The organism is Bradyrhizobium sp. SZCCHNR1098 (genome assembly GCF_032489375.1).
Classification (GTDB): domain Bacteria; phylum Pseudomonadota; class Alphaproteobacteria; order Rhizobiales; family Xanthobacteraceae; genus Bradyrhizobium.
In genome coordinates, this window is sequence record NZ_JAUEXY010000010.1 from 190,504 (window position 1) to 214,108 (window position 23,605).

The window sequence follows — 23,605 nt, forward strand, 5'->3', positions numbered from 1 at the left end:
GGGGCGGCTCAGGCCGCCCGCACGTTGCTGAGGAATTTGTTGACCTCCTGCCGCAGCCGGTCGCTCTCCTGCGACAGCGACTGTGCCGCCGACAGCACGTTGCCCGAAGCAGAGCCGGTCTGCGAGGCGCCGCGCTGGACGTCGACGATGTTGGTATTGACCTCGGTGGTGCCGCGCGACGCCTCCTGGATGTTGCGCGAGATCTCCTGCGTCGCCGCGCCCTGCTGCTCGACGGCGGCGGCGATGGTCGAGGAGATTTCCGACAGCCGCTCGATCGTCGTGCTGATCTCCCGGATCGCCGACACCGATTCCTGCGTCGCCGCCTGGATGCCCGAGATCTGCTGGGCGATCTCACCGGTGGCCTTCGAGGTCTGCTCGGCGAGCGCCTTGACCTCGGACGCGACTACGGCGAAGCCGCGGCCGGCATCGCCGGCGCGCGCCGCCTCGATGGTGGCGTTCAGCGCCAGCAGGTTGGTCTGGCCGGCGATGGTGTTGATCAGCTCGACCACGTCGCCGATCCTCGCAGCTGCCTTCGAGAGCTCGTTGACGCGGTCGTTGGTGGTGCGCGCCTGATCGACGGCGCCGTTGGCGATGCGCGCCGATTCCTGCACCTGGCGGCTGATCTCGGTCACCGACGAAGTCAGTTCCTCGGTGGCCGAGGCGACCGACTGCACGTTCGTCGCGGCCTGCTCGGACGCGGCGGCCACGGTAGTGGCGAGCTCCTGCGAGCGCGTCGCGTTCGAGGTCAGCGTGCCGGCGGACGTCTCGAGCTGTGACGACGCCGAAGATACCGTCTGCACGATGCCGCCGATCGCGCTTTCGAATTCGCTGGCGAGCTTGTTCATTCCGGCCTTGCGCTTGACCTCGGCCGAGCGCTGCACAGCCTTCACTTCCTCGCTGTTGAAGCGGACGATCGCCTGCACGGTCTGCAGGTTGCGCAGCGCCTCGCCGAGCTCGTCGTCGCGCTCCACCGGGATGCGGTTGTCGAGCTTGCCCTGGCTGATGTTCTGCATCGCGTCGTTGAGCACCTTGAGCGGCCGCAGCACCGCGCGGATGCTCTGCAGGCTGAACGTAGCGCCGATTCCGATACCCGCCAGGATCATCACAGAAATGATCGCGAGCACCACCAGATATTGTCTCTCGGCCTCCTCGTAGAGCGTCTTGCCTTCCTTCACCTGGATCTGAACGAGCTTGTCGAGCTCGTGCTTGGCGGCCTCGAACAGATCATGCCCCTTGGTGGCGATATGCTGGCTCGCCTCGTCGAACTTGCCCTGCTCGAGCAGAGCCAATCCTGGCCTGATGCCTTCCTCCAGATAGGCCTTGCGCCTGATCGCGAAGGCATCGGCGACGATCTTCTCCTCCGGCGTCAGGTAGCTCGCCATGTAGTCGGCCCACACCTTGGTGATCCTGGCGCTGTTTCCGTCCACCAGCGCCCTGATGCCGTCGATCGGTTTTCCGGCCTTGCCGTTCGCCGCCGCGGACTGTTGCGACGACATGTTCTGCAAGGTGCGATCGTTGATCTCGAGCAATTGCGCCAGTGGAATCGTGCGATCCTCGTACAGCGACTTCATGGCGACGTTGGTGGAGCGGGTCGATAGCAGGCCGGCCGCGCCGATGATCAGCATGAATACGCCCAGCACCGCGGCCAAGGTCGTCAGGCGCGCCCTGAGTGTACCCGTGAACAGCGACAGGCGGTCGAACACCGAGCGGCGGCGGATGACGCCCGCGCTGATCGCGTAGCCCTGCGCCTTGTTCTGATTCAGCAGCCCGTAGACCTTCTCGGCCTCGGCGCGCTGCTCGGCCGGCAGCTTGGTGCGGATGGAGGTGTAGCCCGTGATCTCGCCATTCTCGCGGATCGCCGACGCGGTCGCCTGCACCCAGTAGAAGTCACCGTTCTTGCGGCGGTTCTTGACGGCGCCGGCCCACGGCTTGCCTTGCTTCAGCGTGTCCCAGAGGTTGGCGAATGCGGCCTCCGGCATGTCGGGATGACGGATGATGTTGTGCGGCTGGCCCGTCAGCTCGTCCGGCGTAAAGCCCGCGGCGTCGACGAACTGGTCGTTGAAATAGGTCAGCTTGCCCTTGAGATCGGTGCGCGAGACGATCAGCGTCTCGTCGGTGATCGGGTATTCGTTGGACGTGACGGGTAGATTCTTGCGCACGGATATGAACTCCAGCTGCCCAGTCGTATTCGGTGTCGGAATGCCAACCTTGGAACTAACAAGAGGCCCCAATCCGTTAAAGGTTGCGTAAAAGATGGGCACCGTAGGACTACGCGTTGTGCATTGCAGTGGGGCGGGAGCTGGGCACCGCCTCAAACAACCAGCAATTGATACCGCATGCGAAATGCCTCGTGACGCATAAGCGTCCGAGCTTTGGGCAGCGAGCCCTCGAAACGAGGGCGCAGGGAATGCCGGGTGAAGGCCTCACCCATGGCCCGCCTGCGAAAAAAATGCAGGCGGCAGGTACCACAGGCAAAGCCGTAGCCGGCATTCCCTGCGCAATGGCTTTAACAACTTATACGCGATCTCCCCGGGGACCGGGCTTTCTTGCCCCCGTCATCCGCGCCGTGACTCTATCGGCACCGGCACGAACTTAGCGCCAGCATCGGGGCGCCAGGACCACGCGACTTCGTCGTCCGCGAGCGGCCATGCCCGTCGTGCATCGCAGCCCACGTCCACCGCAGCCCGCCCCAACGTCCGTGACGACGCGTACGCCCCTCGCAACGAGGCGGGATGGGGAGATCATACATGATTTCTGGAAAAAAGAAACAACAAAAATAGCGTGGGGGTATTCGGCTAAAGGGATGATGCCGAGCATGGGCCCGTTCAGCCGAATGATGGCGTTTCGGCGAACATGGTGCTAAGAGCGAACCGAGCATCCTGCTGGCGGAGCCGTCGTCTCCGTGTTCGCCGCGAACAGGACGGAGCTACGCATGAGCACCGGAATCAGCCGAGGCGTGTTTTGGGCAGGCGGTTTCGTGGCCGCGCTCGCGGCGGGCGCTGCCGCGATCGTGCTGGCGCCTGGTATCGATCTCCACCTTTCGATCTTCCAGCGTGAGCCGTCGGCCGCAAGCCCGACGGATGCTGCAGCACCGCGAGCGGCGTCTGCCCCAGCGGCTCCGGGCCGCGCGGTGGTGGAGCAGGAGCCGGCAGAGCCGGGCGGCGCGAAGCAAGCTGCGGCCGCGCTGGCGACTGCCCGGCAACAGGCTAGCGGTCTGGCAGCGCTGTTGGCGCCGGTCGCGCCAGCCGCTCTCGACAGCGACGAGCCGTCGTTCGACGTGGTCAGCGTGGAGCCCTCGGGGGAGACCGTGGTCGCAGGCCGGGCCGCGCCCGGCGCGACCGTCGAACTGCTGCGCAACGGCGAGCCGCATGCGCAAACGGTTGCCGATCGATCGGGACAATTCTCCATGGTTCCGCCTCCCTTGCCGGCTGGAGCGTTCGACCTGACCCTGCGGTCACGGCAGCTCGACGGCCGCGAGGTGTCATCCAAGCAGAGCGTGGCCGTCGTGGTCGACGCCCGAAAGCAACCGCCTACGGTCGCGTTGATCGCGCCGGACCAGCCGACCCGCGTGCTGTCGAAGCCTGAGGGGGCGACGCCTCAGGCCGTGGCGATAGAGGCCGTGGACTTCGAGCCGAACGGAAATCTGCGCGTCAGTGGACGGGCCCGGCCCGGCGCGACGGTGCGGCTCTATCTCAACGATCGCCTGGTCAGCTCGGCCATTGCCGGTGCTGACGGTCGTCTCGCGGCGACCATCAAGGACGCCGCCTGGGGCAGCAAGGACCGGTTGCGGCTCGACGAGGTGGATGCCAAGTCGGGCACGGTTCAGGCCCGCGCGGAAGTGCCTTTGAATGTACCGGAGACGCTGACCACGGCCTCGCTGCCCGCGGCCGCCGGCCAGGGGAGCGCAGCCGCTCCCGCGAGCGCAAGCGCTCCAGGCGCGCGCACGCAGCTTGCGGCGGCATCGCCGGCCGACCTCAAGGACATGGCGGCATCACCCGCCCGCGGCGGTGGCGCCAGGACGATCACCGTGTCGCGCGGCGACAGTCTGTGGCACATCAGCCGGCGCCTGCTCGGCGAGGGCACGCGCTATGCGGTCATCTACCGTGCCAACCGCGAGCAGATCCGCCGGCCCGATCTGATCTATCCCGGCCAAGTGTTCGTGCTGCCGGCCAAGCGCTAGGCGGGGCTGAACTGACCGCTCGCGCAGATCCATGATTGAACCATCGCTGTCATCGTCCGCGAAGGCGGACGATCCAGTACGCCGAGACGTCGCGGTTCGCATCTTCTGCCGCGGAATACTGGATGCTCCGCTTTCGCGGAGCATGGCGAGGGTGGAGACGGCCAGACTTCCACCGCCCATCAATTGCCGGCTCTCAGGAAACGGTGTCTAGGCGAGCGGCTCATGAGCCAGCTCCCCCAGCCGTTCGACGCTGCGCTCGATGCGTGCGTCCCAGTCGTGGCTGCAGCTCAGCCGCAGGCAGTTGCGATAATCTGATGTCGCCGTGAACAGGCTGCCGGGCACGAAGCAGATGCGTTCGCGGATGGCGTGGTGATAAAGTGCGTCGGAATTGAAATCCGCGGGCAGCTCCAGCCAGAGCACGAAGCCGCCTCTGGGGTCGGTCATCCGCGTCTCCTTGGGGAAGCTGCGGTCGACAGTGCGGCGCATGCGGTCCATGTTGGCGGCGAACACCTTGCGGATGCGCCGCAGATGGGCGTCGTAGCCGCCGGAGCCGAGGAAATCCGCCATCGCCTTCTGCGGCAAGGCCGCGCCGCTCAGCGACAGCGCGAACTTCGCGGCAAGGATCTGATCGTGGCGGCGGTTGGAGGCGAGCCAGCCGATGCGATAGCCCGGCGCGATGGTCTTCGAGAACGAGCTGCACAGGATGATGTCGGCCTTCGGGGCGATCGCGGCGAATGGGCGCGGCCGGTCGTCGCCGAAGCTGATGTCGCCGTAGATGTCGTCCTCGATCAGCGGCACGCCGTGGCGCGTGAGCACGCGGATGATGGCGGCCTTGCTGGCATCGTCGGTGCGCGTGCCCAGCGGATTGTTGAAGCTCGAGGCGAGCAGGCAGGCGGCGACGCGGCGCGCGCCGAGCGCCTTGTCGAGCGCGGCGACGTCGACGCCACGGGTCGGATCGGTCGGCAGCTCCAGCGCGCGCAGGCCGCGGGCTTCGAGCACCTGGAGCAGGCCGAAATAGGTCGGGGATTCGATCGCGACCGCATCGCCCGGCCGGGTGGTGACGCTCAAGGCGATGTTCAGCGCCTCGGTGCAGCCGTTGGTGATGAGGACGCCATCGGGCGGCACGGCGTGGCCGAGGCGCAGTGCGCGCGCGGAGATCTGCGCGCGCAGCTCGGCATCGCCATGCGGATCGGCGTAGATGTTGTAGTGGCGGCCATGGACGCGGGCGCAGCGGGCGAGATGACGGTCGAGCCGCTCGGCGGCGAGCAGGCCGGCGCTCGGGAGGGCGCAGCCCAGCGGCGCATAGGTCGGGTCGCCGGCAAAGGCGAGCACGCTGAAGACGGGACTGGAGACGGCCACCACCGGGTTGGCGCGCTGCGGCGGCTGCGACGCGGTCGGCAGCGCGCGTTGCCGGTGGCTCCGCTGCGTGACGTAGAAGCCGGATTTCGGCCGGGCTTCGAGCACGCCGCGATCTTCCAGCAGGCGATAGGCCTGCACCGCCGTGGTCAGACTGACGCCGTGCTGGGCGGCGAAGGCGCGCACCGAGGGCGCGCGCATGCCCGGACGCAGGACGTTGTCGTCGACCAGCGCCGTGAGGTGGCCGGCGAGGGCTTCGTAGAGCGGCGAAGACGGGGTGCGCTGGTCCATACAGATCATCCAATCGCAAATCTGTACTGGTGGCAATCGGGCGTCTCTGTATCTGTCATCCCCAGTCCCCCGGGCGGTAGCTTGAGCGCATCACTCGGAGCTCAGCCATGCCGCACGTGCCCAGCCGTTTCCCGTACAACGACATCATCAGCTTGACCTCGCAGCCGGTCCGCTACGATCTCGCCGAGAGCATCGGCCCGGATCTTGGGCTTGACGAGCTGCTCGCGGACGGGCTCGGCGACGCGCTGACGGATGTTGTGCTGAGCTATGGTCCGACCGAAGGCCACCTCGAGCTGCGCGAGCTGATCGCCGCGCGACATGGTGTCGGCGCTGACGACGTCATCACCACCGTCGGCGCCATGCAGGCGCTGTTCCTGACGGCCTTCGTTCTCAGCGCGCCCGGCGCGGAGGTCGTGATCGGACGTCCTGCGTTTCCCAACGCGCGCAACGTGCTTGCGTCGGTGGGCCTGCGCGTTCTCGACCTGCCGCTGCATTTCGATGACGGCTATCGTCTCGATGTCGGCCGCCTGCGCTCGTTGCTGACGGCGCGGACGCGGCTGGTCAGCCTGGCCTCGCCGCAGAATCCGTCCGGCGTGGCGCTGTCCGATGCCGAGCTGCGCGAGGTGCTCGCGGCGATGGACGAGATCTGCCCCGATGCGTTCCTGCTGGTCGACGAGACCTATCGCGACGCCGTGCATGGCGAGGCGGAGCCGCGTCCGAGCGTCGTCGCGCTGGATCGGCGCATCATCAGCTGCGCGTCGTTCTCGAAATGCCATGGCGCGCCGGGCATCCGCACCGGATGGGTGATCACGCGGGACGAGGCGCTGCGCGCACAGCTCGTGCTCGGCAAGTTCAACACCACGATATCGAACTCGGTCGTCGATGAGGCGATCGCGCGATCGATCCTGCGGAATCTCGACGGGATCATGGGCGAGCGGCGCCGTCATCTTGCCGAGGGTCTGGCGCGCACCGCCGGCTTCGTTGCCGCCCATGCCCGCCTGCTCGAATGGATCAGGCCGGATGCGGGCGCGCTGTGCTGCATCAGGCTCAGGCGCGAGATGTTCGAGGACGCGGCGGTGGCGCGCTTTCATCGCGAGCTGGCCGAGCGCGAGACTCGCGTCGGTCCGGGATCGTGGTTCGGCGACGAGGCGCGGGTATTCCGTCTCGGCTTTGGCGTGCTCGCGTTGCCCGAACTCGACGAGGCGCTGCGGCGCGTCTCACAGGCGCTGAAATAGGCGTCCGTTATGGCGGTCGATCAGCCGTCATTGCGAGCGAAGCGAAGCAATCCAGGGCTGCGAGTGCGACTCTGGATTGCTTCGTCGCTTCGCTCCTCGCAATGACGGTGCCCCAAGATGACCTTTCGCCAAGCGGCGGGCCTCTTCTCAGTTGGATCGGTCACTCCCCAGTTTCGGTTATCGAAACCGACCCCCTGACCTCGCGCATTTGCGTTACGATGGCTGCACGCATTGTCTCACGAGGTGTCCATGCACGATCTCACCCGCTGCGTTCAGCATCCTGCCGTGTCGCATGACGGCTTCACGTCGCTGGCCGTTCCCACCTATCGCGCCTCGACCATCGTCTATGACGATCCGCAGGACTTTGCCGGGCGCGCCGCGCGCGGCCTCGACGGCTACACCTATGGCCTGCACGGCACGCCGACGACACGGACGCTGGAAGCGCAGATCACCGCGCTGCATGGCGGCGAGCGCACGGTGCTGGTGCCGTCCGGACAGGCCGCGGTCGCGATCACGATGCTCGCCGTGCTCAAGCCCGGCGACACCGTGCTGATCCCCGATCACGTCTATCCGCCGGTGCGGCATCTGTGCGCCAATTATCTCGCCTCGCGCGGCATCGCGCATCGCGTCTATGATCCGCTGATCGGCGCCGGGATCGCCGATCTCATCGACGCCAGCACCAAGCTGGTCTGGCTGGAGTCGCCGGGCTCGGGCACGATGGAGGTGCAGGACGTGCCGGCGATCGCGCGGGCCGCGCGGGCGCGGGGCGTGCTCACCGGTTGCGACAACACCTGGGCGAGCCCGCTGCTGTTCAAGCCGCTGGCGCATGGCGTCGATTTCGCAGTGGAGGCGCTGACCAAATATGTCGGCGGTCATTCCGACCTGCTGCTCGGCTCGATCACGGTTGGGGATCTCGGCCTGCGCAAAGCGCTGAAGGAGGTGCTCGGCGTGCTCGGCATCGGCGTCTCGCCGGACGAGGCGGCGCTGGCGCTGCGCGGCATCGAGACGATGGGCGTGCGCATGGCGCATTCCGGCCGGGTCGCGCGCGAGTTCGCCGAGCGCCTGCAGGCCGCGCCGGCGGTCGCGCGCGTGCTGCATCCGGCGCTGCCGTCCTGTCCCGGCCACGAGATCTTCGCGCGCGACTTCAAGGCCGCGAGCACGGTGTTCAGCCTGGTGATCAAGCCGGAGTTCACGGCGCGAATTAATCCGGCGCTCGGCCATGTCCGCCTGTTCGCGATCGGCGCCTCCTGGGGCGGCACCCACAGCCTGATCGCGCCGATGGATGTGGTCGCCGACCGCACGGTGCGGCCGTGGAATGCCGCGGAAGGATTGGTGCGGCTCAGCATCGGACTCGAGGAGCCGGGCGAACTGTGGGACGACCTGTCGCGCTTTCTGGATGCGCTGGTGGCGGGCTGATCAGCCAGCGCTCAACCTGATCCCCGCGCGCAAGAATTTCTGCGGGTCGACGGCTTCGCCGTCGATGCGGGTCTCGTAGTGCAGATGCGGGCCGGTCGAGCGGCCGGTCGAGCCGACCTCGCCGATGATGTCGCCGATCTTCACCTGCTGGCCGATCTTGACGTTGATCTCGGAGAGATGGCCGTAGCGGGTGGAGAGGCCGTTGCCGTGATCGACCTCGACCATGCGGCCATAGCCGCCGGCCCAGCCGGCATTGACCACCTTGCCGTTCGCGGTCACGCGAACCGGATCGCCGGTGGCAGCACGGAAGTCGAGCCCGGTATGCATCGCGGGACGGCCGAGGAACGGATCCGAGCGCACGCCGAAGCCGGAGGTGAACTCGACCTCGCCGATGACCGGCTTGCGATAGGGTACCAGCGACAGCGCGCGGTTCATCTTCTCGACCTGGGCGCGGGTGATGCTGATGCGGTAGAGCTGACGCTCGAACGGACCAGATTCGGCGCCGAGCTTGACCGGCACGAACGGGCCGCCCATGCCGCCCTTCGGCGCGGCCGCCTCGATCTGACCCATGTCGAGGCCGAGGTCGGTGATGACGCCGCGCATCCGCCGCAGCTTCGATTCCAGCGTCTCCTCGGCCGAGGACAGCATCGCGATCTGCCGCGCCTCGACCTGGTCGAGCGAGCGCGTCAGCCGCGTCAGCACGCTGTCGACGCCGGCGAGCTTGGTCGATGGGTTCGGCTGCGCATTCGCCATCACGGGGCTGCGCGATTCGAGCCGGGCCTCGCGATCCGGCGGCGCGGTGAAGATCACGGTGTCGCTGATCGGCGACGGTTTTGGCGCGGACGGCGCCGACTCGGTTGCCGCAGGTCCGCGCGCCGGCAGACGGATCGAGCCGGTCACGTCGGGCATGCTACCCAGCGCGGTGGCGCGGCCCTCGAGCGCGGTCTGGCGCTTCAGAATCTGGTCGAGCTTCTGGTCGAACTGTTCCTGGTCGAGCAGCTGGCGGCTGGTGGCGCGGTCGACCTTGGCGCGCAGCTCGGCGATGCGGTCCTCATAGGCGTATTGCATCTCGGCCTGGCGCGCGATCAGCCGAGTCAGCACATCGTCGCGGAAGGCGAAATAGGTCGCGGTCGCCGCCGACCAGAGGCCGAGCAGGCTGACGGTGCCGACCACGATCCAGAACACCACGGGGCCGATGCGAACCTGCTTGCCGGCATGGACCAGCGTGTAGTCGCTCTGCGATGCGGCCGCGACCTGCGCCGGATGGCTGACGGGTGCACGCCGATGGTGGTGGGCGTGCCCGCGATCATGAGGATGGTGCTGGGGATATTCGGCGTGATGGCCGGAACGATACGACATCGGCACTCCCGCGCCGGCCGGAGATCGTCATTCCAGCGGCGTCATTTACGGGAGCGATTTGACCCCTGCATGGTTAATTTTCCGCCAACGCCGTCAGGCGCATTCTCAGAGCGCGCGCGTCGCCGCCAGCACCGCATCGGCGTGGCCGTCGACCTTGACGTTGCGCCACACCTTGGCGACGCGGCCGTCGGCGCCGATCAGGATGGTGCTTCGGATGATGCCGAGAAACTTGCGGCCATAGAGCGACTTCTCGCCCCAGGCGCCGTAGGCCTCCAGCATCTCGTGCGTCTCGTCCGAGATCAGGGGCACGGCGAGATCGTGCTTGTCGCGGAAATTGTCCTGTGCCTTGACCGAATCGGCGGAGACGCCGAGCACGGCGGCGCCGGCGGTGGCGAAGTCCTTCGACAGGCGGGTGAAGTCGATCGCCTCCTTGGTGCAGCCGGGCGTATTGGCCTTGGGATAGAAGAACAGCACGAGCTTCCGGCCGGCATAGTCGGCCAGCGAAACGGTTCCGCCGCCATCGCGCGGCAGCTTGAAGGCGGGCGCCTTGGCGCCCTCGGCGAGGCCCGTTCCGGCCGCAGCCGGCGTCGCGGGCTTGGCCTTCGCCGCCCCGGTTTTGGTGGGCGCGGCTTTGGTCGTCGCGGCTTTGGTCGTCGCGGTCTTGGCGGAGGTCGTCTTGGCGGCTTTCGTCAATGCCGGTTTGGCCGTCTTCTTGGTCGCCTTCTTGGCCGCGGTGGCGAGCCGGTTCCCGTCAATCGCCCCGTAGGACGCCGGGTTGGAGGATTTCTTTTGTGATTCCTTTGACATACGCCTTCCTTTCGTCGCTTTCGGCGGCTCAAAAATGAAAGTATCTCGGTTCTTGTCCGGTGTCCCGGGATCGATCTGGCATCCGTGCTTCGCGGTGCGCAGGGGATCACGCCTCTTGCGATGAAGGGAAGATCATGGCTACCAGCAGGCGTGAGCACCAGCGCAGTCGAGCACAGTGCAATGACGACTCTCGTACCGTCCGGATCAGACGCTCCACCAAAAATTTCGTCCGGCGGTGGAGCGGCGCCGGTCCGCTGGCGCGAGCAGGTGGGCAAACCTGACGGCGGTGGGGTATGGTGACGGGGATTTCGCGCGTCGTCCGCGCCGCCGGCTTACCGCCGGCAGGCGTGTTGACAGCTCCCGCCGAAGCGTGACGGGATCATTGGGGGATCGGGCCCTGCCGGCAGTGAGCACGCGCGCTGCGTGAACGGGCGGGGCTACACCGGCGACCAACCTGGCCGAGGCCAGATTGGCACGAAATGTTTCGGACACGAGGGGCCGGCACCGAGAGGCAATGGCAAGACAGACATCACCCCACCGGCCCCATCTGCAAACGGACACCCAGGGCCAACAGTGGGATGAGGCCGACTGGGATGTGGCCGACCAGTACGAGGCCGCCGCCGAGCCCGACGAGAGGGCCGGGCAGCGCGGCCGCCGCCTGTTGTCGCGGTCCGATTCGGGCGAGAGCACCGGTCGATTCGGCGGATCGCGCCCGCGTGTGCCGGGCGGCCGCATGGTCAAGCGGGTCGTCGTCACCTTAGCATCGCTGATGCTGCTCGTGGGGCTCGGCTTCGCCGGCCTGTGGCTGCGGCTGGGTGCGGGCCCGATCAGCCTCGATCTGGCGACGCCGTGGCTCGCGGCGGCGATCGAGGACAATATCGGCCACGGCAACACTGTCGAGGTCGGCGGCACCCAGATCGAGCGCGCCGGCCGGATCCGGATCGCGGTCCGGATCCGCGACATCATCGTGCGCGATCAGGATCACGCCATCGTCGCCAGCGCGCCAAAGGCCGAGGTGCGGCTGTCCGGCGCTGCGCTGCTGATGGGCCAGCTGCGCGCCGAGAGCCTCAAGCTGGTCGACGCCGAGCTCGCGATCCGCATCACGCCGGACGGCACCGTCACCGTATCGACGGGTGAGACCAACAAGCCGCTGGCGACGGGCGTCGCCTCCAAGCGCGACGCCGGCCTGCCGCCGACATTCCCGCGGCCGGGACAGGCCGCGCCACCGCCCAATGCGCCGGGACCGCAGGCCGGCTCGCAGCCGTCAGCACCGACCACCTCGACTTTGCCTGCGACTGCCGCGCCGGCCGCGCCCCAGAACGGCCTGCTGGCCGGCCTCGACTGGCTCGACAGCCTCAGCCTGACCGGGCTCGATGGCCAGAACCTGAACGAGATCGGGTTGAAGAACGGCGTGCTGGTCGTCGACGACCAGCAGCGCGGCAACAAATGGACGTTCGAGAACATCAGCCTCAGCCTGCGCCGGCCGTCCGGCGGCGGGGTGGCGCTGAGCCTCGGCGAAGAGGGCGCCAAGCCGTGGCAGCTGCGCATTCTGGTCGGGCCGCAGGCCAACGGCGTGCGCACGGTCGACATCAAGGCTGACAAGGTCTCCACCAGCAACATCCTGCTGGCGATGCGCCTCAAGGATCTCACCTACATGGCGGACCTGCCCATGAGCGGCGAGATCAAGGGCGAGCTCGCGCGCGACGGGCTGCCGACCTATCTGCGCGGCAAGATCAACATCGGCGCGGGCAAGATCATCGACACCGATACGCCCGACTATCCGATGGCGATCGACTCCGCCGAGATCAGCATGGAATGGGACGCCGGGCGCCGCGTGCTGGTCGCGCCGTTGAAGGTGATCTCGGGCGCCAACCGCGTCACGCTCAACGCCAATATCGAGCCGCCGAACGACACCGCAAACGACTGGCGGCTGGGTCTCAACGGCGGCACCATTCTGCTCGGCGCCATCGAAAACGAGCCGCCGCTGATCTTCAACCGCATCTCGATCAACTTCCGCTTCGACACCGAGGGCAAGCGCGTGCTGCTGACGCAGGCCGAGGTGTCCAACGGCGAGATCGGCGTCGCCGGCACCGGCAGCGTCGAGTATGCCGGCGAGCCGCGGCTGAAGCTCGGCTTCGCGGCGACGCCGATGCCCGCGCTGGCGATGAAGCGGATCTGGCCGGCGCTGATCGTGCCGGAGGTGCGGGCCTGGATCATCGAGCGCATCGAACGCGGCTCGGTGCAGCGGATCGATGTCGCGGTCAACTCGCCGACGCGCAACCTGCCGCGCAAGGGGCCGCCGATTCCCGACGATGGTCTCGACGTCAACATCGTCGCCACCAATGTCACCGTGCATCCGGTCGACGGCCTGCCGTCGGTGCGCGATGCCGACGTGAAGGCGCATGTCACCGGCCGCACCGCGACGGTGACGATCGGGCAGGGCGTCGCGGATACTCCGGCCGGACGCAAGCTCAACTTCTCCGACGTCGTGTTCGAAGTGCCGGACATGGCGCCAAAGCCGTCGCCGTCGCGGGTACGCATGCGCGTCGAAGGTCAGGTCGCCGCTGCCGCCGAGATCCTCGCCTCCGACCGGCTCAACGATCTGTCGTCGATGCCGATCGATCCCAACCAGACCAAGGGAACGTTCCAGGCCAGCGTCAATCTCGCGATGCCGGTCAAGGGCGAACTGACCAAGGCCGACACCAGTTACGCGGTCACGGCCGATCTCAACGGCTTTGCCGCCGACAAGCTGGTGATGAACCAGAAGCTCGAGGCCAACACGCTCAAGATCGTGGCCAACACCGCCGGCTATCAGGTGAAGGGCGACGTCAAGATCAACGGCCAGCCGGCCACGCTCGACTATCGCAAGCCGACCGAGGGCGACGCCGACATCAAGATGCAGGCGATCCTCGACGATGCCAGCCGGGCCCGGCTCGGCATGGATCTGGGCACCGCGATCACCGGCAACGTGCCGCTCAAGCTCAATGGCAAGATTGCGGGCTCCAGCGATCGCGACAGCCGCATCGGCGTCGAGGCCGATCTGACCCAGCTCAAGCTCGACAACCTGCTGCCGGGCTGGGTGAAGAATCCGGGCAAATCGGGGAAGGCTACCTTCAACGTTGTCGCCAAGCAGCAATCGACACGCTTCGAGGACATCAGCATCGAAGGCGGCGGCGTCTCCATCAAGGGCTCGCTGGAAGTCGACCAGAACGGCGACCTGATGAACGCCAACTTTCCGATCTATTCGCCGTCGGAAGGCGACAAGACGCAGCTCAAGGCCGAGCGCGGCCAGGACGGCGTGTTGAAGCTGTCGATGCGTGGCGACGTGTTCGACGGCCGCGGCTTCCTGAAGTCGGCGATCTCGGGCACCAACAAGGACGCCGACAAGAACAAGGCGCGCTCGAACCTCGACTTCGACGCCGAGGTCAAGCTCGGCGCCGTCGCCGGCTTCAACGGCGAGGCGCTGCGCAGCGTCGACGTCAAGCTCTCCAGGCGCGGCGGTGCCTTCAAGAGCTTCAATCTCAGCGGAAAGGTCGGCCGCGACACGCCGGTGACGGCCGACCTGCGCATCGGCCGCGAGGCGCCCAGCGCCGATCCGCGGGCACGCCGCCAGGGCCGCGAGGTGATCTATCTGGTGACCAATGATGCCGGCGCGCTGCTGCGGTTCGCCGACACCTATTCCAAGATGGCAGGCGGCGAGCTGGAGCTTGCGATGGAACCGCCGACGGCCGACACCAGCCCCAAGGAGGGCCTGGCGATCGTTCGCAACTTCACCGTCAGGGGTGAGCAGGCGCTGGACCGCGCTGCCTCAGGCGCCGCACAGGGCGCCTCGCAAGGCATCGCCTTCACCATGCTGCGCGCGGAGTTCACGCGGCAGAACGGGCTGCTCTCGATCCGCGACGGCGTGGTCAAGGGACCGACGCTCGGCCTGACCATCGAAGGCAGCATCGACTACAACGTCAACCAGGTCCGGGCTTCGGGCACGATCGTGCCGTTGTACGGGCTGAACAACATGTTCAACCAGATCCCGATCGTCGGCCTGTTCCTTGGCGGCAGCAATGAGGGGCTGTTCGGCGTGACCTACGAGGTCGTCGGCACGCCGAGCCAGCCGGTGGTGCGCATCAATCCGATCTCGGCGATGCTGCCGGGCGTCACGCGCAAGATCATGGACTTCAACACCGGCAGGCAGCAATACCCGCCGGCGGAGCTGCCGCCGAACAATTGACGCTGCTGGCCGCGTCAGCGTTTGGCGACGCCATTGTGGCGGATCGAAGCGGTCAGGCGGCTCTGACGCCCGCAAGGAAGGTGTCGACCTCGCGGGAGAGCTGCTCGGCCTGCTTGGAGAGGTTGCCGGCGGCGATCAGCACGTGGCCGGCGGCGCTTCCGGTCTCATTGGCCGCCGTCGAGACGCCGCCGATGTTGGCGGTGACCTCGCGGGTGGCCTGCGCCGTCTGGGTGACGTTGCGCGCGATCTCCGCCGTGGCGGTTCCCTGCTCCTCGATCGCCGATCCGATCGTCGCGGCGATCGCCGACACCTCCTCGATGGTCAGGGTGATGCCGTCGAGCGCGCCGACCGCTTCCCTGGTCGCGTTCTGGATCTGGGCGATGCGGTCGCCGATCTCCTGCGTGGCCTGCGCGGTCTGGCTGGCCAGGCTCTTCACCTCCGCTGCGACTACGGCGAAGCCGCGGCCGGCTTCGCCGGCGCGCGCGGCCTCGATCGTGGCGTTGAGCGCCAGCAGGTTGGTCTGGCCCGCGATGCTGGAGATCAGCTCGGCAACGTGCTCGATCTGCTTGGCGCCGTCGGCCAGTGCGCGAACGATCCCGTCGGTGTGGCGCGCGCTTTCGACGGCGCGTCCGGTGACCTCGGCGGATTGGGCGACCTGACGGCTGATCTCGGTGATCGACGAGGTCAGCTCCTCCGCAGCGGTGGCGACCGTCTGCACGCGCGAGCTCGCTTCCGTCGCCGCGGAGCTGACGGCGGTGGCGCGCGCATTGGTGCTCTCTGCCGTGCCGGTCATCGATTTTGCCGTCGCCTCGAGCTCTCCGGCGCCGGACGCCATCAGGGCGACGAGCTGGCCGACGGAGGCATCGAAGCGGTCGGCCATCGCAATCAGCGCGTCGCGCTTGTCCGCTTCGCTACGCTGCTTGGATGCGGCCTGCTCCTGCTCCAGCATGCGCGCGGTGATCGCCGTCTTGCGCAGCACCTCCAAGGTCTCGGCCATGCGGCCGATCTCGTCGCCACGCTCGGTCTCGGCTACCGGCTGCTCGAGCCGCCCGCCGGCGATGTCCTGCATACGATCCTTCAGCCGATGCAGCCCGCCGACCACGTTGTGCGAGATGAGGAAGGACAGGAGGCCGAGCAGCACGAGCAGCGCCGCGCCGATCCCCGCGAGCCGCATCAGCAGTGCATAGACATCCGCCTCGATGTCGTCGACATAGAGCCCGTAGCTCATGACGATGTTCCACGGCGCGAAGCTGCGGACGAAGACGACCTTCCTGAGCGGCTCGGTCTGGCCGGGCCGGGGATAGAGATAGGACGTCGTGCTGCCTTCGGGTTTCTGCTGTGCAGCCTTGATCTGCGCATCGGCGATCATGACGCCGTTGGCGTCCTTGGTGCCGAGGATCTTGCCTTCCAGCTTCTCGTTGGCGGCGTTCAGAAGAAGCGCCGAATCGGACGCGTTGTAGGCGATCGGATATCCCTGGCCGTTGTTGAACGTCATCCGACGCGCAAGATAGCGGAACTTGTTCTTGGCCTCGTCCACCGACATCTTTCCTGCCGCGACCTCCGTCTGCAGCGTCTCCGCGAGGCCGTAGACGAGGTCGACCGCCGTATGCATCTGGGTGATGCGGTCCTCTAGCATGCGCGCGCGGCTGAGCCAACCGGAGACGGCCACGATCGCGATCACCGTTGCGATCGCAAGGATCACCATGCTTGCAAGCTTGGTGCGGAACTTCATGCGGCTGAGCAGTGTCACGGCGTCCTCTTCGTTGTTGTTGCCGGAACAACTATCATCAAGCTGCTTACTAATCATGAATGCGGCTCTGTCGAGCCGAGTCCACTATGTGGACTGACGCGGCAATCAGGCGCGTCCCAGCACATCGTGCGCGGATGGCCCGACCGCAACTACGTGCGGAGGGCAGGAACCACGAGGAACGGGATCATGCCGATGACGACGCTCACAAGCGCGAGCAGAATGACGGCATCGTAGCCGTGGGTGAGATCGTGGATGACGCCGCCGCTCCACGATCCCAGCGCGGATCCGAGCCCGCTGCCGATCGTGATGGTGCCGTAGATGGTGCCGAGCCGCTTGCCGCGGAAGATCTTCATCGCGGTGGCCGACAGGAGCGGTCCGCGCGAGCCGATCATGCTGCCGAAGCAGACGACGAAGCCGGTGAGCAGGAAGATGTTCGGCGAGAATTGCAACGCCCACAGCATCAGGATTCCTGCGATCGATACGGCGTAGGAGAACAGCACCGACGGCCGCCGGCCGATCAACCCATCGAGGGCCGAGACGCCGAGCATGCCGAACAGCAGCACCACGCCCGAGAAGCCCCAGGCGGTGGCGGCCTGCAGCGGCGCGAAGCCGGCGTCGATCAGATAGGCGACGACCTGCGGCGCGATCGCATACATGCCAACGGCGGTGAAGAAGAAAGTCGAGAACAACGCCCAGAAGGCGTGATGACGTAGCGCCCGCGACAAGGTCCAGGCATCGTCGGCGAGCTCGTCGGCGACGGGCCTGGTGATGTGGGGCGCGCCGGCGGCAAACAGCCGCCAGGGCAGCAGCGCCAGCGGCACCAGCAGAATGAAGGCGGCGGCGCCGAACGCCTGATATGTGCTGCGCCACCCGATCGCGTCGATCAGCAGTTGTGAGCCCGGCAGCAGGATCAGCACGCCGGCGCCGGTGGCGGAATAGATCATCGCCATCGCGGTCGGCAGCTTCTTGCCGAACCAGCGGCCCAGCAGGATCGAGTTGGGGACGTTGCCGATCAGCGCGATGCCGATGCCGACGCACAGGCCGATGCTGATCTGGAATTGCCACAGCGCCTGCGCGTGCGCGGCGGCCGTGAAGGCTGAACCAAGCAGCAGGAGGCCGAGCGCATAGACGGCGCGTGGTCCGGAGTGGTCGAACAGCCGCCCGATCAGCGGAGCGGCGAGGCCGCCGGCGAGCGCCGTCAGCGAATAGATCGAGACGACCTCGGAACGATCCCAGCCGAAGCTGTCGGAGATCGGCTTGAGAAAGACGGTGAAGCTTTCTCCCAGCCCGCGGCCGATCACCGACAGCGCAAAGCAGAGACCCAGCACCACGAACGCCATGCGCACTCGTGGTGGAGCTGTCGGGGTTTCCTCGGCTTGCGCAGGCTCTCGCGGCGCGCTGCTCGTCATGCCGTCAGGGAGCGCCTTTCGGCCTTCCCTGACAAGCAGGCAAAAACGAATGCGGCTATGCAGGCTTGACCAGCACGTGGCGCTTCTTGCCCAGCGACAGCTTGATCACGCCCTCGCTGGTCAGTGCAGCCGGCGTCAGCGCCATCTTCTCGTCGGTGACCGCAACGTCGTTGACGCGCAGGCCACCGCCCTTGATCTGTCGCCGCGCCTCGCCGTTGGAAGCCACGAGGCCGGCCTTGACGAAGGCGTTGAGCACGCCAAGGCCAGCGTCGAGCTCGGCCTGCGGCACCTCGACCGTCGGCAGGTTCTCGGCGATGGCGCCTTCCTCGAAGGTGCGGCGGGCGGTCTCGGCAGCGGTGCGCGCCGCCTCTTCGCCATGCAGCAAGGTGGTGGCCGCATCGGCCAGTGCCTTCTTGGCCTCGTTGATCTCGGCGCCCTGCAGTGCAGCGAGCTTCTCGATTTCGGACAGCGGCAGCGTGGTGAACAGCTTGAGGAACTTGACGACGTCGGCGTCCTCGGTGTTGCGCCAGTACTGCCAGAAATCATACGGGCTGCATTGGTCGGCATTGAGCCAGATCGCGCCCTGCGCGGTCTTGCCCATCTTGGCGCCGGACGCGGTGGTCAAGAGCGGCGTGGTCAGCGCGAACAGCTGCTCGGTGCCCATGCGGCGGCCGAGCTCGACGCCGTTGACGATGTTGCCCCACTGATCGGAGCCGCCCATCTGCAGCCGGCAGCCGGTGCGCCGCGCCAGCTCGACGAAGTCGTAGGCCTGGCAGACCATGTAGTTGAACTCGATGAAGCTCATCTCCTGCTCGCGCTCGAGCCGCAGCTTGACCGAGTCCATGGTCAGCATGCGGTTGACCGAGAAGTGCCGGCCGATGTCGCGCAGCATCTCGATCCATTTCAGCTGCGTCAGCCATTCGGCATTGTCGAGCATGATGGCGTCGGTGGCGCCATCGCCGTAGCGCAGCACCTTGGCAAACACGCCGCGGATCGACGCCTTGTTGGCCTCGATCTCCTCGACCGTGCGCATCGCGCGGGTCTCGTCCTTGCCGGAGGGATCGCCGACCATCGTCGTACCGCCGCCCATCAGGGTGATCGGCTTGTTCCCGGTCTGCTGCAGCCAGTACAGCATCATCATGGTCAGGAAGTTGCCGATGTGCAGCGAGCGTGCGGTGCAGTCGTAGCCGACATAGGCGGTCGCCTGGCCCTTGGCGGCGAGGGCATCCAGCCCCTCGAAATCCGAACACTGATGAATGAACCCGCGGCTCTGCAGCACGTTCAGGAAATCAGACTTGAAGCCAGTCATTGTCGGCGACTCTGAGCATTTGTTTACGGTATTGACCGCTTGTCGCGGGGACGTGCGGGAGGCACATGCCACGGATACGGGCGTTGTGGCATTATAAGATGCGCCGGGCTTGTACAAGCATGTGCACGGCCTGGGCGGGACCTCAAATCGGCCGTACTTGGCAAGCAGGGCAGGGTTTTTAGGTTCGACTGCAATGATTCTGACCGCACTTGGCCTCATGAGTGGCACCTCGCTCGACGGGGTGGACGTGGCCCTGATCGAGACCGATGGGCGGCAGATCAAGAGCCTCGGTCCCTCGGGCTACCGGGCCTATAGCGCCGCGGAGCGCAGCCTGCTGCGCGAGGCGCTCGCCGATGCGGTGCAGATCGAGCGGCGCGATGCGCGCCCCGGACGGGTGCGCGACGCCGAGCGCGTCGTGACGGTGGCGCATGCCGAGGCGGTCGCCGCGTTCCTGGCGCAGCACCGGCTCAAGCCCGAGGACATCGATATCATCGGCTTTCATGGCCAGACCGTGCTGCACCGCCCCGAACGCCGCCTGACCGTGCAGATCGGCGACGCGGCCGCGCTCGCCAAGTCCGTCCATATCCCGGTGATGCACGATTTCCGCGCTGCCGACGTCGATTTCGGCGGGCAGGGCGCGCCGTTCGTGCCGGTCTATCACCGCGCCCTGGCGCAATCGCTGTCGCGCGCGGGGCCGATCGCCGTCGTCAATATCGGCGGCGTCTCCAACATCACCTATATCGACGGCGACGACGTGCTGATCGCCTGCGACACCGGTCCCGGTAATGCGCTGCTCGACGACTTCATGCACCGGACCACGGGACAGGCATTCGATCAGGATGGCCGCGTGGCGGAGCAGGGCAACCCGGACGAGGCCTGGATCACCAGCGCGCTGGAAATGCCCTTTTTCGCGCTGCCGCCGCCGAAATCTCTCGACCGCAACGATTTTTCCGCGCTGAAGCTGGGCGATGTGAAGCCGGCGGACGGGGCCGCGACCCTGACGGCGTTCACGGCCGCAGCGATTGCCCGCATCATCCCGCTGCTGCCGAAGCCACCGGCGAGCTGGATCGTCTGCGGCGGCGGCGCCCGCAACCATACCATGATGCGGATGCTGCGCGAGCGTGTCGCGCCGGCGAGCGTCGAATCGGCCGATGCGCTGGGCTGGTCGGCGGACGCCATCGAGGCCCAGGCGTTCGGCTTCCTGGCCGTCCGCGGCATGAAGGGCCTGCCGCTGAGCTATCCCACCACCACCGGCGTGCCGTTTCCGATGACCGGCGGGGTGATTGCGCGCCCTTGATTCATGCAATTGCATTAACCTTGACAGTTCGATGCGTATGCATCTAGTTTGATGCATCTGCATCAAACTGCCGAGGATGTCATGGCGCCTGTCCTGAAGCTGATCAGCCACAAGCTCTGCCCCTTTGTGCAACGCGCCGTCATTGCGCTCACCGAGAAGGGCGTCGCATTCGAGCGGATCGACATCGATCTCGCCAACAAGCCCGACTGGTTCTTGAAGATCTCGCCGCTCGGCAAGGTGCCGGTGCTGGTGGTACCCTTGGGCCAGGGCGAAGTCGCGCTGTTCGAGAGCAACGTGATCTGCGAGTACATCGAGGACACGCAGCCGGCTGTGAGGCTGCATCCCGAGGACGCGCTGGTCCGCGCGCAGCATCGGGCCTGGATGGAGTTCGGCTCTGCGATCCTCGGCGATCTCTGGGGCCTGGAGACGACGCAGGATGCCGCATCGTTCGCCGCCAAGCGCGAGGCGCTGACGGCGAAGTTTGCTCGCGTCGAGGATGCGCTGGGCGAGGGGCCGTATTTTGCCGGCGCGCGTTTCAGCCTGGTCGACGCCGTGTTCGCGCCGATCTTCCGCTACTTCGATGTGTTCGATGCGTACGGTGATCTCGGCATCTTTGCGTCCACGCCGAAGGTTCGGGCGTGGCGCGATCAACTCGCGCAGCGGCCGAGCGTGAGGACGGCGGTCAGCGCCGACTATCCGCAGCTGCTGCGCGCGTTCCTCGCGCGGCACGATGCGTATTTGTTGAAGCAGGCGGCGTAGGGAGGCACGACGTTGTCATGGAAGGTGCCGGCTCCACTCGCAGCGTCATCGTCCGCGTAGGCGGACGATCGAGTATTCCGAGACGCCGGTGACGAACTGAGAGGCCGCGGCGTACTGGATCACCCGCCTGCGTGGGTGATGACGGCGGAGGATGTGGCGGCAGTTCGTAGTTCGTAGGGTGGGCAAAGCCGCAGGCGTGCCCACCATCGTCTCCGAGCCGCCAAATGAAGATGGTGGGCACGGCGCGTTGCGACCATCCGCGTTGACGGAGCGCGCCTTTGCCCACCCTATAGACCGAGGGCTTTGCAACGACGCGCGCGACCTCACCTCACATTGGCGAGGCGCATGTCGAGATAGGCGGTGATGGTTTCCATCAGCGGCTCGAGCTTGCCGTCGAAGAAGTGGTTGGCGCCGGGGATGACCTGCTGGTCGATCACGATGCCCTTCTGCGTCTTCAGCTTCTCGACCAGCGTATTGACGTCCTTGGGCGGCACCACCGCATCGCGCTCGCCGTGCACGATCAGGCCCGAGGACGGGCAGGGCGCCAGGAACGAGAAGTCGTAGAGGTTGGCGGGCGGCGCGATCGAGATGAAGCCCTCGACCTCCGGGCGACGCATCAGGAGCTGCATGCCGATCCAGGCGCCGAACGAGAAGCCGGCGACCCAGCAGGCGCGAGCCTCGGGGTTGATGGTCTGCGCCCAATCGAGCGCGGAGGCCGCATCGGACAGCTCGCCGGTGCCGTGATCGAACGAACCCTGGCTGCGGCCGACGCCGCGGAAATTGAAGCGCAGCACCGAGAAGCCGCGATGCGCGAAGGCATAGTAGCACTGGTACACGATCTGATGGTTCATCGTGCCGTGGAACTGCGGATGCGGATGCAGGATCATCGCGATCGGCGCGTTCTTCTGCTTCGCCGGATGGTAACGGCCTTCGAGGCGGCCGGCCGGACCGTTGAAGATGACTTCAGGCATCAGAGAATCCTTGGCAGAGCGTCGACCGACTTCGTCCGAGCTTCATCTGGCGCCTCGCCGACGAATTCCGCAGGAGAAGTGGTGATCGAGCGCCATCCGTTCGCTTGGACGGAGCAGCGCTGGCGTGACTGGAAGTTGGCCTTCTAGCATGGAGCGCGGGGCAAAAAGCAAGGATTTTCAACGCCCGGCAAGGCGGCTGCGGCAGGGATACAGACCGGGCCGCCGATACCGCGGCGGGGCGGAGCGGCCGCGGAACGTGATCCGAATGCGCCTGCAATTCGATGAAAATACTGGCGTTTTCGTCTGCAGCCCGGCCGTTCAGCGCAGCGACGCCGTGTGCTCCAGCTGCGCAACGGCGCTGCGATAGCGGCGGCTGCCCTGCACGGATTGTCCGCTGTCGAAGGTCAGGCCGAAATCGCCCGTTGGCAGGACCGAAAGCGCGGCGACCCGGGCCATGTTGACCAGCCGGCCGCGGTGGATGCGGACGAGCGCGAAGCGGGCGAGCTCGACCTCGGCGGCCGACAAGGTGCCGCGGATGAGATGCCGCCTGCCGTCGGCCATGGCATATTCAACGTAGTTGCCGGCCGCGGCCACCCACAGGATGTCGGCCGGCGAGATGCGGATGCGGCTCGGGCCGTCGCGCAGCCAGAGCGTGGCAGGGGCAGGAGGCTCGGATCGCCGTGTCGGCTCTCGGACAGCGCTCGCGCGATAGCCGTCGTACAGCCAGAGCGTGCCACCGATGAGCAGCGCCGTCATGACGTCCTTGCGGAACTCGTACACGATGGTGGCAAGGGAGAGCTGGAAGTCGTACGCGCCGCCCGCGGTCCACATCAGCAGCTTGCGCAGCGTCACCATGCCGATCATGTGAAGCGCAGAGAAGGCGACGACGGCGGCGACGGCGAGCGCGATATGACGTGCCATGGCGGCCGGGCCCAGCCGGATGGAACGAACGGTGGCGACCGGCAGCGGCGCCAGCAGGATGATGACGACAATGCTCGTCATTTCCCACAGCAACTGCTTTTCCAGATCGTAGGCCGCGCCCCGCCTGACGGCATCGTGGGCGGCGGAAAGGGCGTTGACGACGCCGATGCCGAGCGAGAGCCCGGCCATGATCGCGTAGAAGGTACGATCATTCGGACGCAGCATCGAGCCGACAAGCTTGTTCATGGCACCGGACCCGCTATCTCAATCTCGCGCCCGACGATATCACGCTGGCCGTCGCGCATCATCATGGCGCGGGC

Annotated in this window: 15 protein-coding genes; 6 read left to right on the top strand and 9 right to left on the bottom strand. The window is 66.8% G+C overall.

The window, feature by feature from the left end:
- Positions 1-8: 8 nt before the first annotated feature.
- On the bottom strand, positions 9-2,159 hold the full coding sequence (locus QX135_RS21890) for a PAS domain-containing methyl-accepting chemotaxis protein (RefSeq protein WP_316180099.1): 2,151 nt from the start codon (positions 2,157-2,159) through the stop codon (positions 9-11).
- Positions 2,160-2,932: 773 nt separating this feature from the next.
- On the opposite strand from QX135_RS21890, the gene QX135_RS21895 reads away from it, so the two are divergent.
- On the top strand, positions 2,933-4,180 hold the full coding sequence (locus tag QX135_RS21895; RefSeq protein ID WP_316180097.1) for a LysM peptidoglycan-binding domain-containing protein: 1,248 nt from the start codon (positions 2,933-2,935) through the stop codon (positions 4,178-4,180).
- 207 nt (positions 4,181-4,387) lie between these two features.
- Here QX135_RS21895 and QX135_RS21900 read toward each other — a convergent pair whose 3' ends face one another.
- Positions 4,388-5,827: a PLP-dependent aminotransferase family protein gene (locus QX135_RS21900; RefSeq protein WP_316180095.1), complete on the bottom strand. Its 1,440-nt coding sequence runs from the start codon at positions 5,825-5,827 to the stop codon at positions 4,388-4,390.
- A 107-nt stretch (positions 5,828-5,934) separates the two neighbouring features.
- On the opposite strand from QX135_RS21900, the gene QX135_RS21905 reads away from it, so the two are divergent.
- On the top strand, positions 5,935-7,062 hold the full coding sequence (locus QX135_RS21905; protein ID WP_316180093.1) for a pyridoxal phosphate-dependent aminotransferase: 1,128 nt from the start codon (positions 5,935-5,937) through the stop codon (positions 7,060-7,062).
- Positions 7,063-7,311: 249 nt separating this feature from the next.
- Complete coding sequence (locus tag QX135_RS21910; RefSeq protein ID WP_315737794.1) at positions 7,312-8,478, top strand: trans-sulfuration enzyme family protein; 1,167 nt, start codon at positions 7,312-7,314, stop codon at positions 8,476-8,478.
- Here the strand turns inward: QX135_RS21910 and QX135_RS21915 are convergent, their stop codons facing one another.
- A complete protein-coding gene (locus QX135_RS21915) occupies positions 8,479-9,837 on the bottom strand; it encodes a peptidoglycan DD-metalloendopeptidase family protein (protein ID WP_316180091.1) in 1,359 nt (452 codons plus the stop codon).
- Between the two features lie 105 nt (positions 9,838-9,942).
- Entirely contained in the window at positions 9,943-10,644 is a 702-nt protein-coding gene (locus QX135_RS21920) for a peroxiredoxin (protein WP_316180089.1), read from the bottom strand.
- 514 nt (positions 10,645-11,158) lie between these two features.
- Here QX135_RS21920 and QX135_RS21925 point away from each other — a divergent pair.
- Entirely contained in the window at positions 11,159-14,869 is a 3,711-nt protein-coding gene (locus QX135_RS21925) for a DUF3971 domain-containing protein (protein WP_316180087.1), read from the top strand.
- 52 nt (positions 14,870-14,921) lie between these two features.
- Here QX135_RS21925 and QX135_RS21930 read toward each other — a convergent pair whose 3' ends face one another.
- The 3 genes from QX135_RS21930 to tyrS form a co-directional block, all read right to left on the bottom strand.
- The gene (locus QX135_RS21930; RefSeq protein WP_315737798.1) at positions 14,922-16,619 is read right to left on the bottom strand and encodes a methyl-accepting chemotaxis protein; all 1,698 of its coding nucleotides are present in this window, start codon (positions 16,617-16,619) and stop codon (positions 14,922-14,924) included.
- 149 nt (positions 16,620-16,768) lie between these two features.
- Positions 16,769-18,028 carry an MFS transporter gene (locus QX135_RS21935; RefSeq protein ID WP_316180085.1) on the bottom strand — a complete coding sequence of 420 codons (1,260 nt, stop codon included), beginning with the start codon at positions 18,026-18,028 and terminating at the stop codon, positions 16,769-16,771.
- Positions 18,029-18,083: 55 nt separating this feature from the next.
- Positions 18,084-19,337, bottom strand: coding sequence for a tyrosine--tRNA ligase (gene tyrS / locus QX135_RS21940; protein ID WP_315774653.1), 1,254 nt, complete (start codon positions 19,335-19,337; stop codon positions 18,084-18,086).
- A 193-nt stretch (positions 19,338-19,530) separates the two neighbouring features.
- Between tyrS and QX135_RS21945 the strand changes: the two genes are divergently transcribed.
- Entirely contained in the window at positions 19,531-20,634 is a 1,104-nt protein-coding gene (locus QX135_RS21945; RefSeq protein WP_315798539.1) for an anhydro-N-acetylmuramic acid kinase, read from the top strand.
- A gap of 81 nt (positions 20,635-20,715) precedes the next feature.
- On the top strand, positions 20,716-21,393 hold the full coding sequence (locus tag QX135_RS21950) for a glutathione S-transferase family protein (protein WP_316180083.1): 678 nt from the start codon (positions 20,716-20,718) through the stop codon (positions 21,391-21,393).
- A gap of 323 nt (positions 21,394-21,716) precedes the next feature.
- On the opposite strand, the gene QX135_RS21955 is transcribed toward QX135_RS21950, so the two are convergent.
- Together QX135_RS21955 and QX135_RS21960 are read right to left on the bottom strand one after the other, a co-directional pair.
- A complete protein-coding gene (locus QX135_RS21955) occupies positions 21,717-22,364 on the bottom strand; it encodes an alpha/beta hydrolase (RefSeq protein ID WP_008971476.1) in 648 nt (215 codons plus the stop codon).
- 318 nt (positions 22,365-22,682) lie between these two features.
- Positions 22,683-23,474, bottom strand: coding sequence for a LytTR family DNA-binding domain-containing protein (locus tag QX135_RS21960; protein ID WP_316180081.1), 792 nt, complete (start codon positions 23,472-23,474; stop codon positions 22,683-22,685).
- Positions 23,475-23,605 lie beyond the last annotated feature (131 nt).

Bases quoted from the DNA above. Each gene is read 5' to 3' on its own strand.
- QX135_RS21960 (WP_316180081.1), bottom strand. From the start codon at position 23,474: ATGGCCGGGCTCTCGCTCGGCATCGGCGTCGTCAACGCCCTTTCCGCC.
- QX135_RS21950 (WP_316180083.1), top strand. From the start codon at position 20,716: ATGGCGCCTGTCCTGAAGCTGATCAGCCACAAGCTCTGCCCCTTTGTG.
- QX135_RS21945 (WP_315798539.1), top strand. From the start codon at position 19,531: ATGATTCTGACCGCACTTGGCCTCATGAGTGGCACCTCGCTCGACGGG.
- QX135_RS21910 (WP_315737794.1), top strand. From the start codon at position 7,312: ATGCACGATCTCACCCGCTGCGTTCAGCATCCTGCCGTGTCGCATGAC.
- QX135_RS21920 (WP_316180089.1), bottom strand. From the start codon at position 10,644: ATGTCAAAGGAATCACAAAAGAAATCCTCCAACCCGGCGTCCTACGGG.
- QX135_RS21935 (WP_316180085.1), bottom strand. From the start codon at position 18,028: ATGACGAGCAGCGCGCCGCGAGAGCCTGCGCAAGCCGAGGAAACCCCG.
- QX135_RS21900 (WP_316180095.1), bottom strand. From the start codon at position 5,827: ATGGACCAGCGCACCCCGTCTTCGCCGCTCTACGAAGCCCTCGCCGGC.
- QX135_RS21905 (WP_316180093.1), top strand. From the start codon at position 5,935: ATGCCGCACGTGCCCAGCCGTTTCCCGTACAACGACATCATCAGCTTG.
- QX135_RS21925 (WP_316180087.1), top strand. From the start codon at position 11,159: ATGGCAAGACAGACATCACCCCACCGGCCCCATCTGCAAACGGACACC.
- QX135_RS21915 (WP_316180091.1), bottom strand. From the start codon at position 9,837: ATGTCGTATCGTTCCGGCCATCACGCCGAATATCCCCAGCACCATCCT.
- QX135_RS21895 (WP_316180097.1), top strand. From the start codon at position 2,933: ATGAGCACCGGAATCAGCCGAGGCGTGTTTTGGGCAGGCGGTTTCGTG.
- tyrS (WP_315774653.1), bottom strand. From the start codon at position 19,337: ATGACTGGCTTCAAGTCTGATTTCCTGAACGTGCTGCAGAGCCGCGGG.
- QX135_RS21955 (WP_008971476.1), bottom strand. From the start codon at position 22,364: ATGCCTGAAGTCATCTTCAACGGTCCGGCCGGCCGCCTCGAAGGCCGT.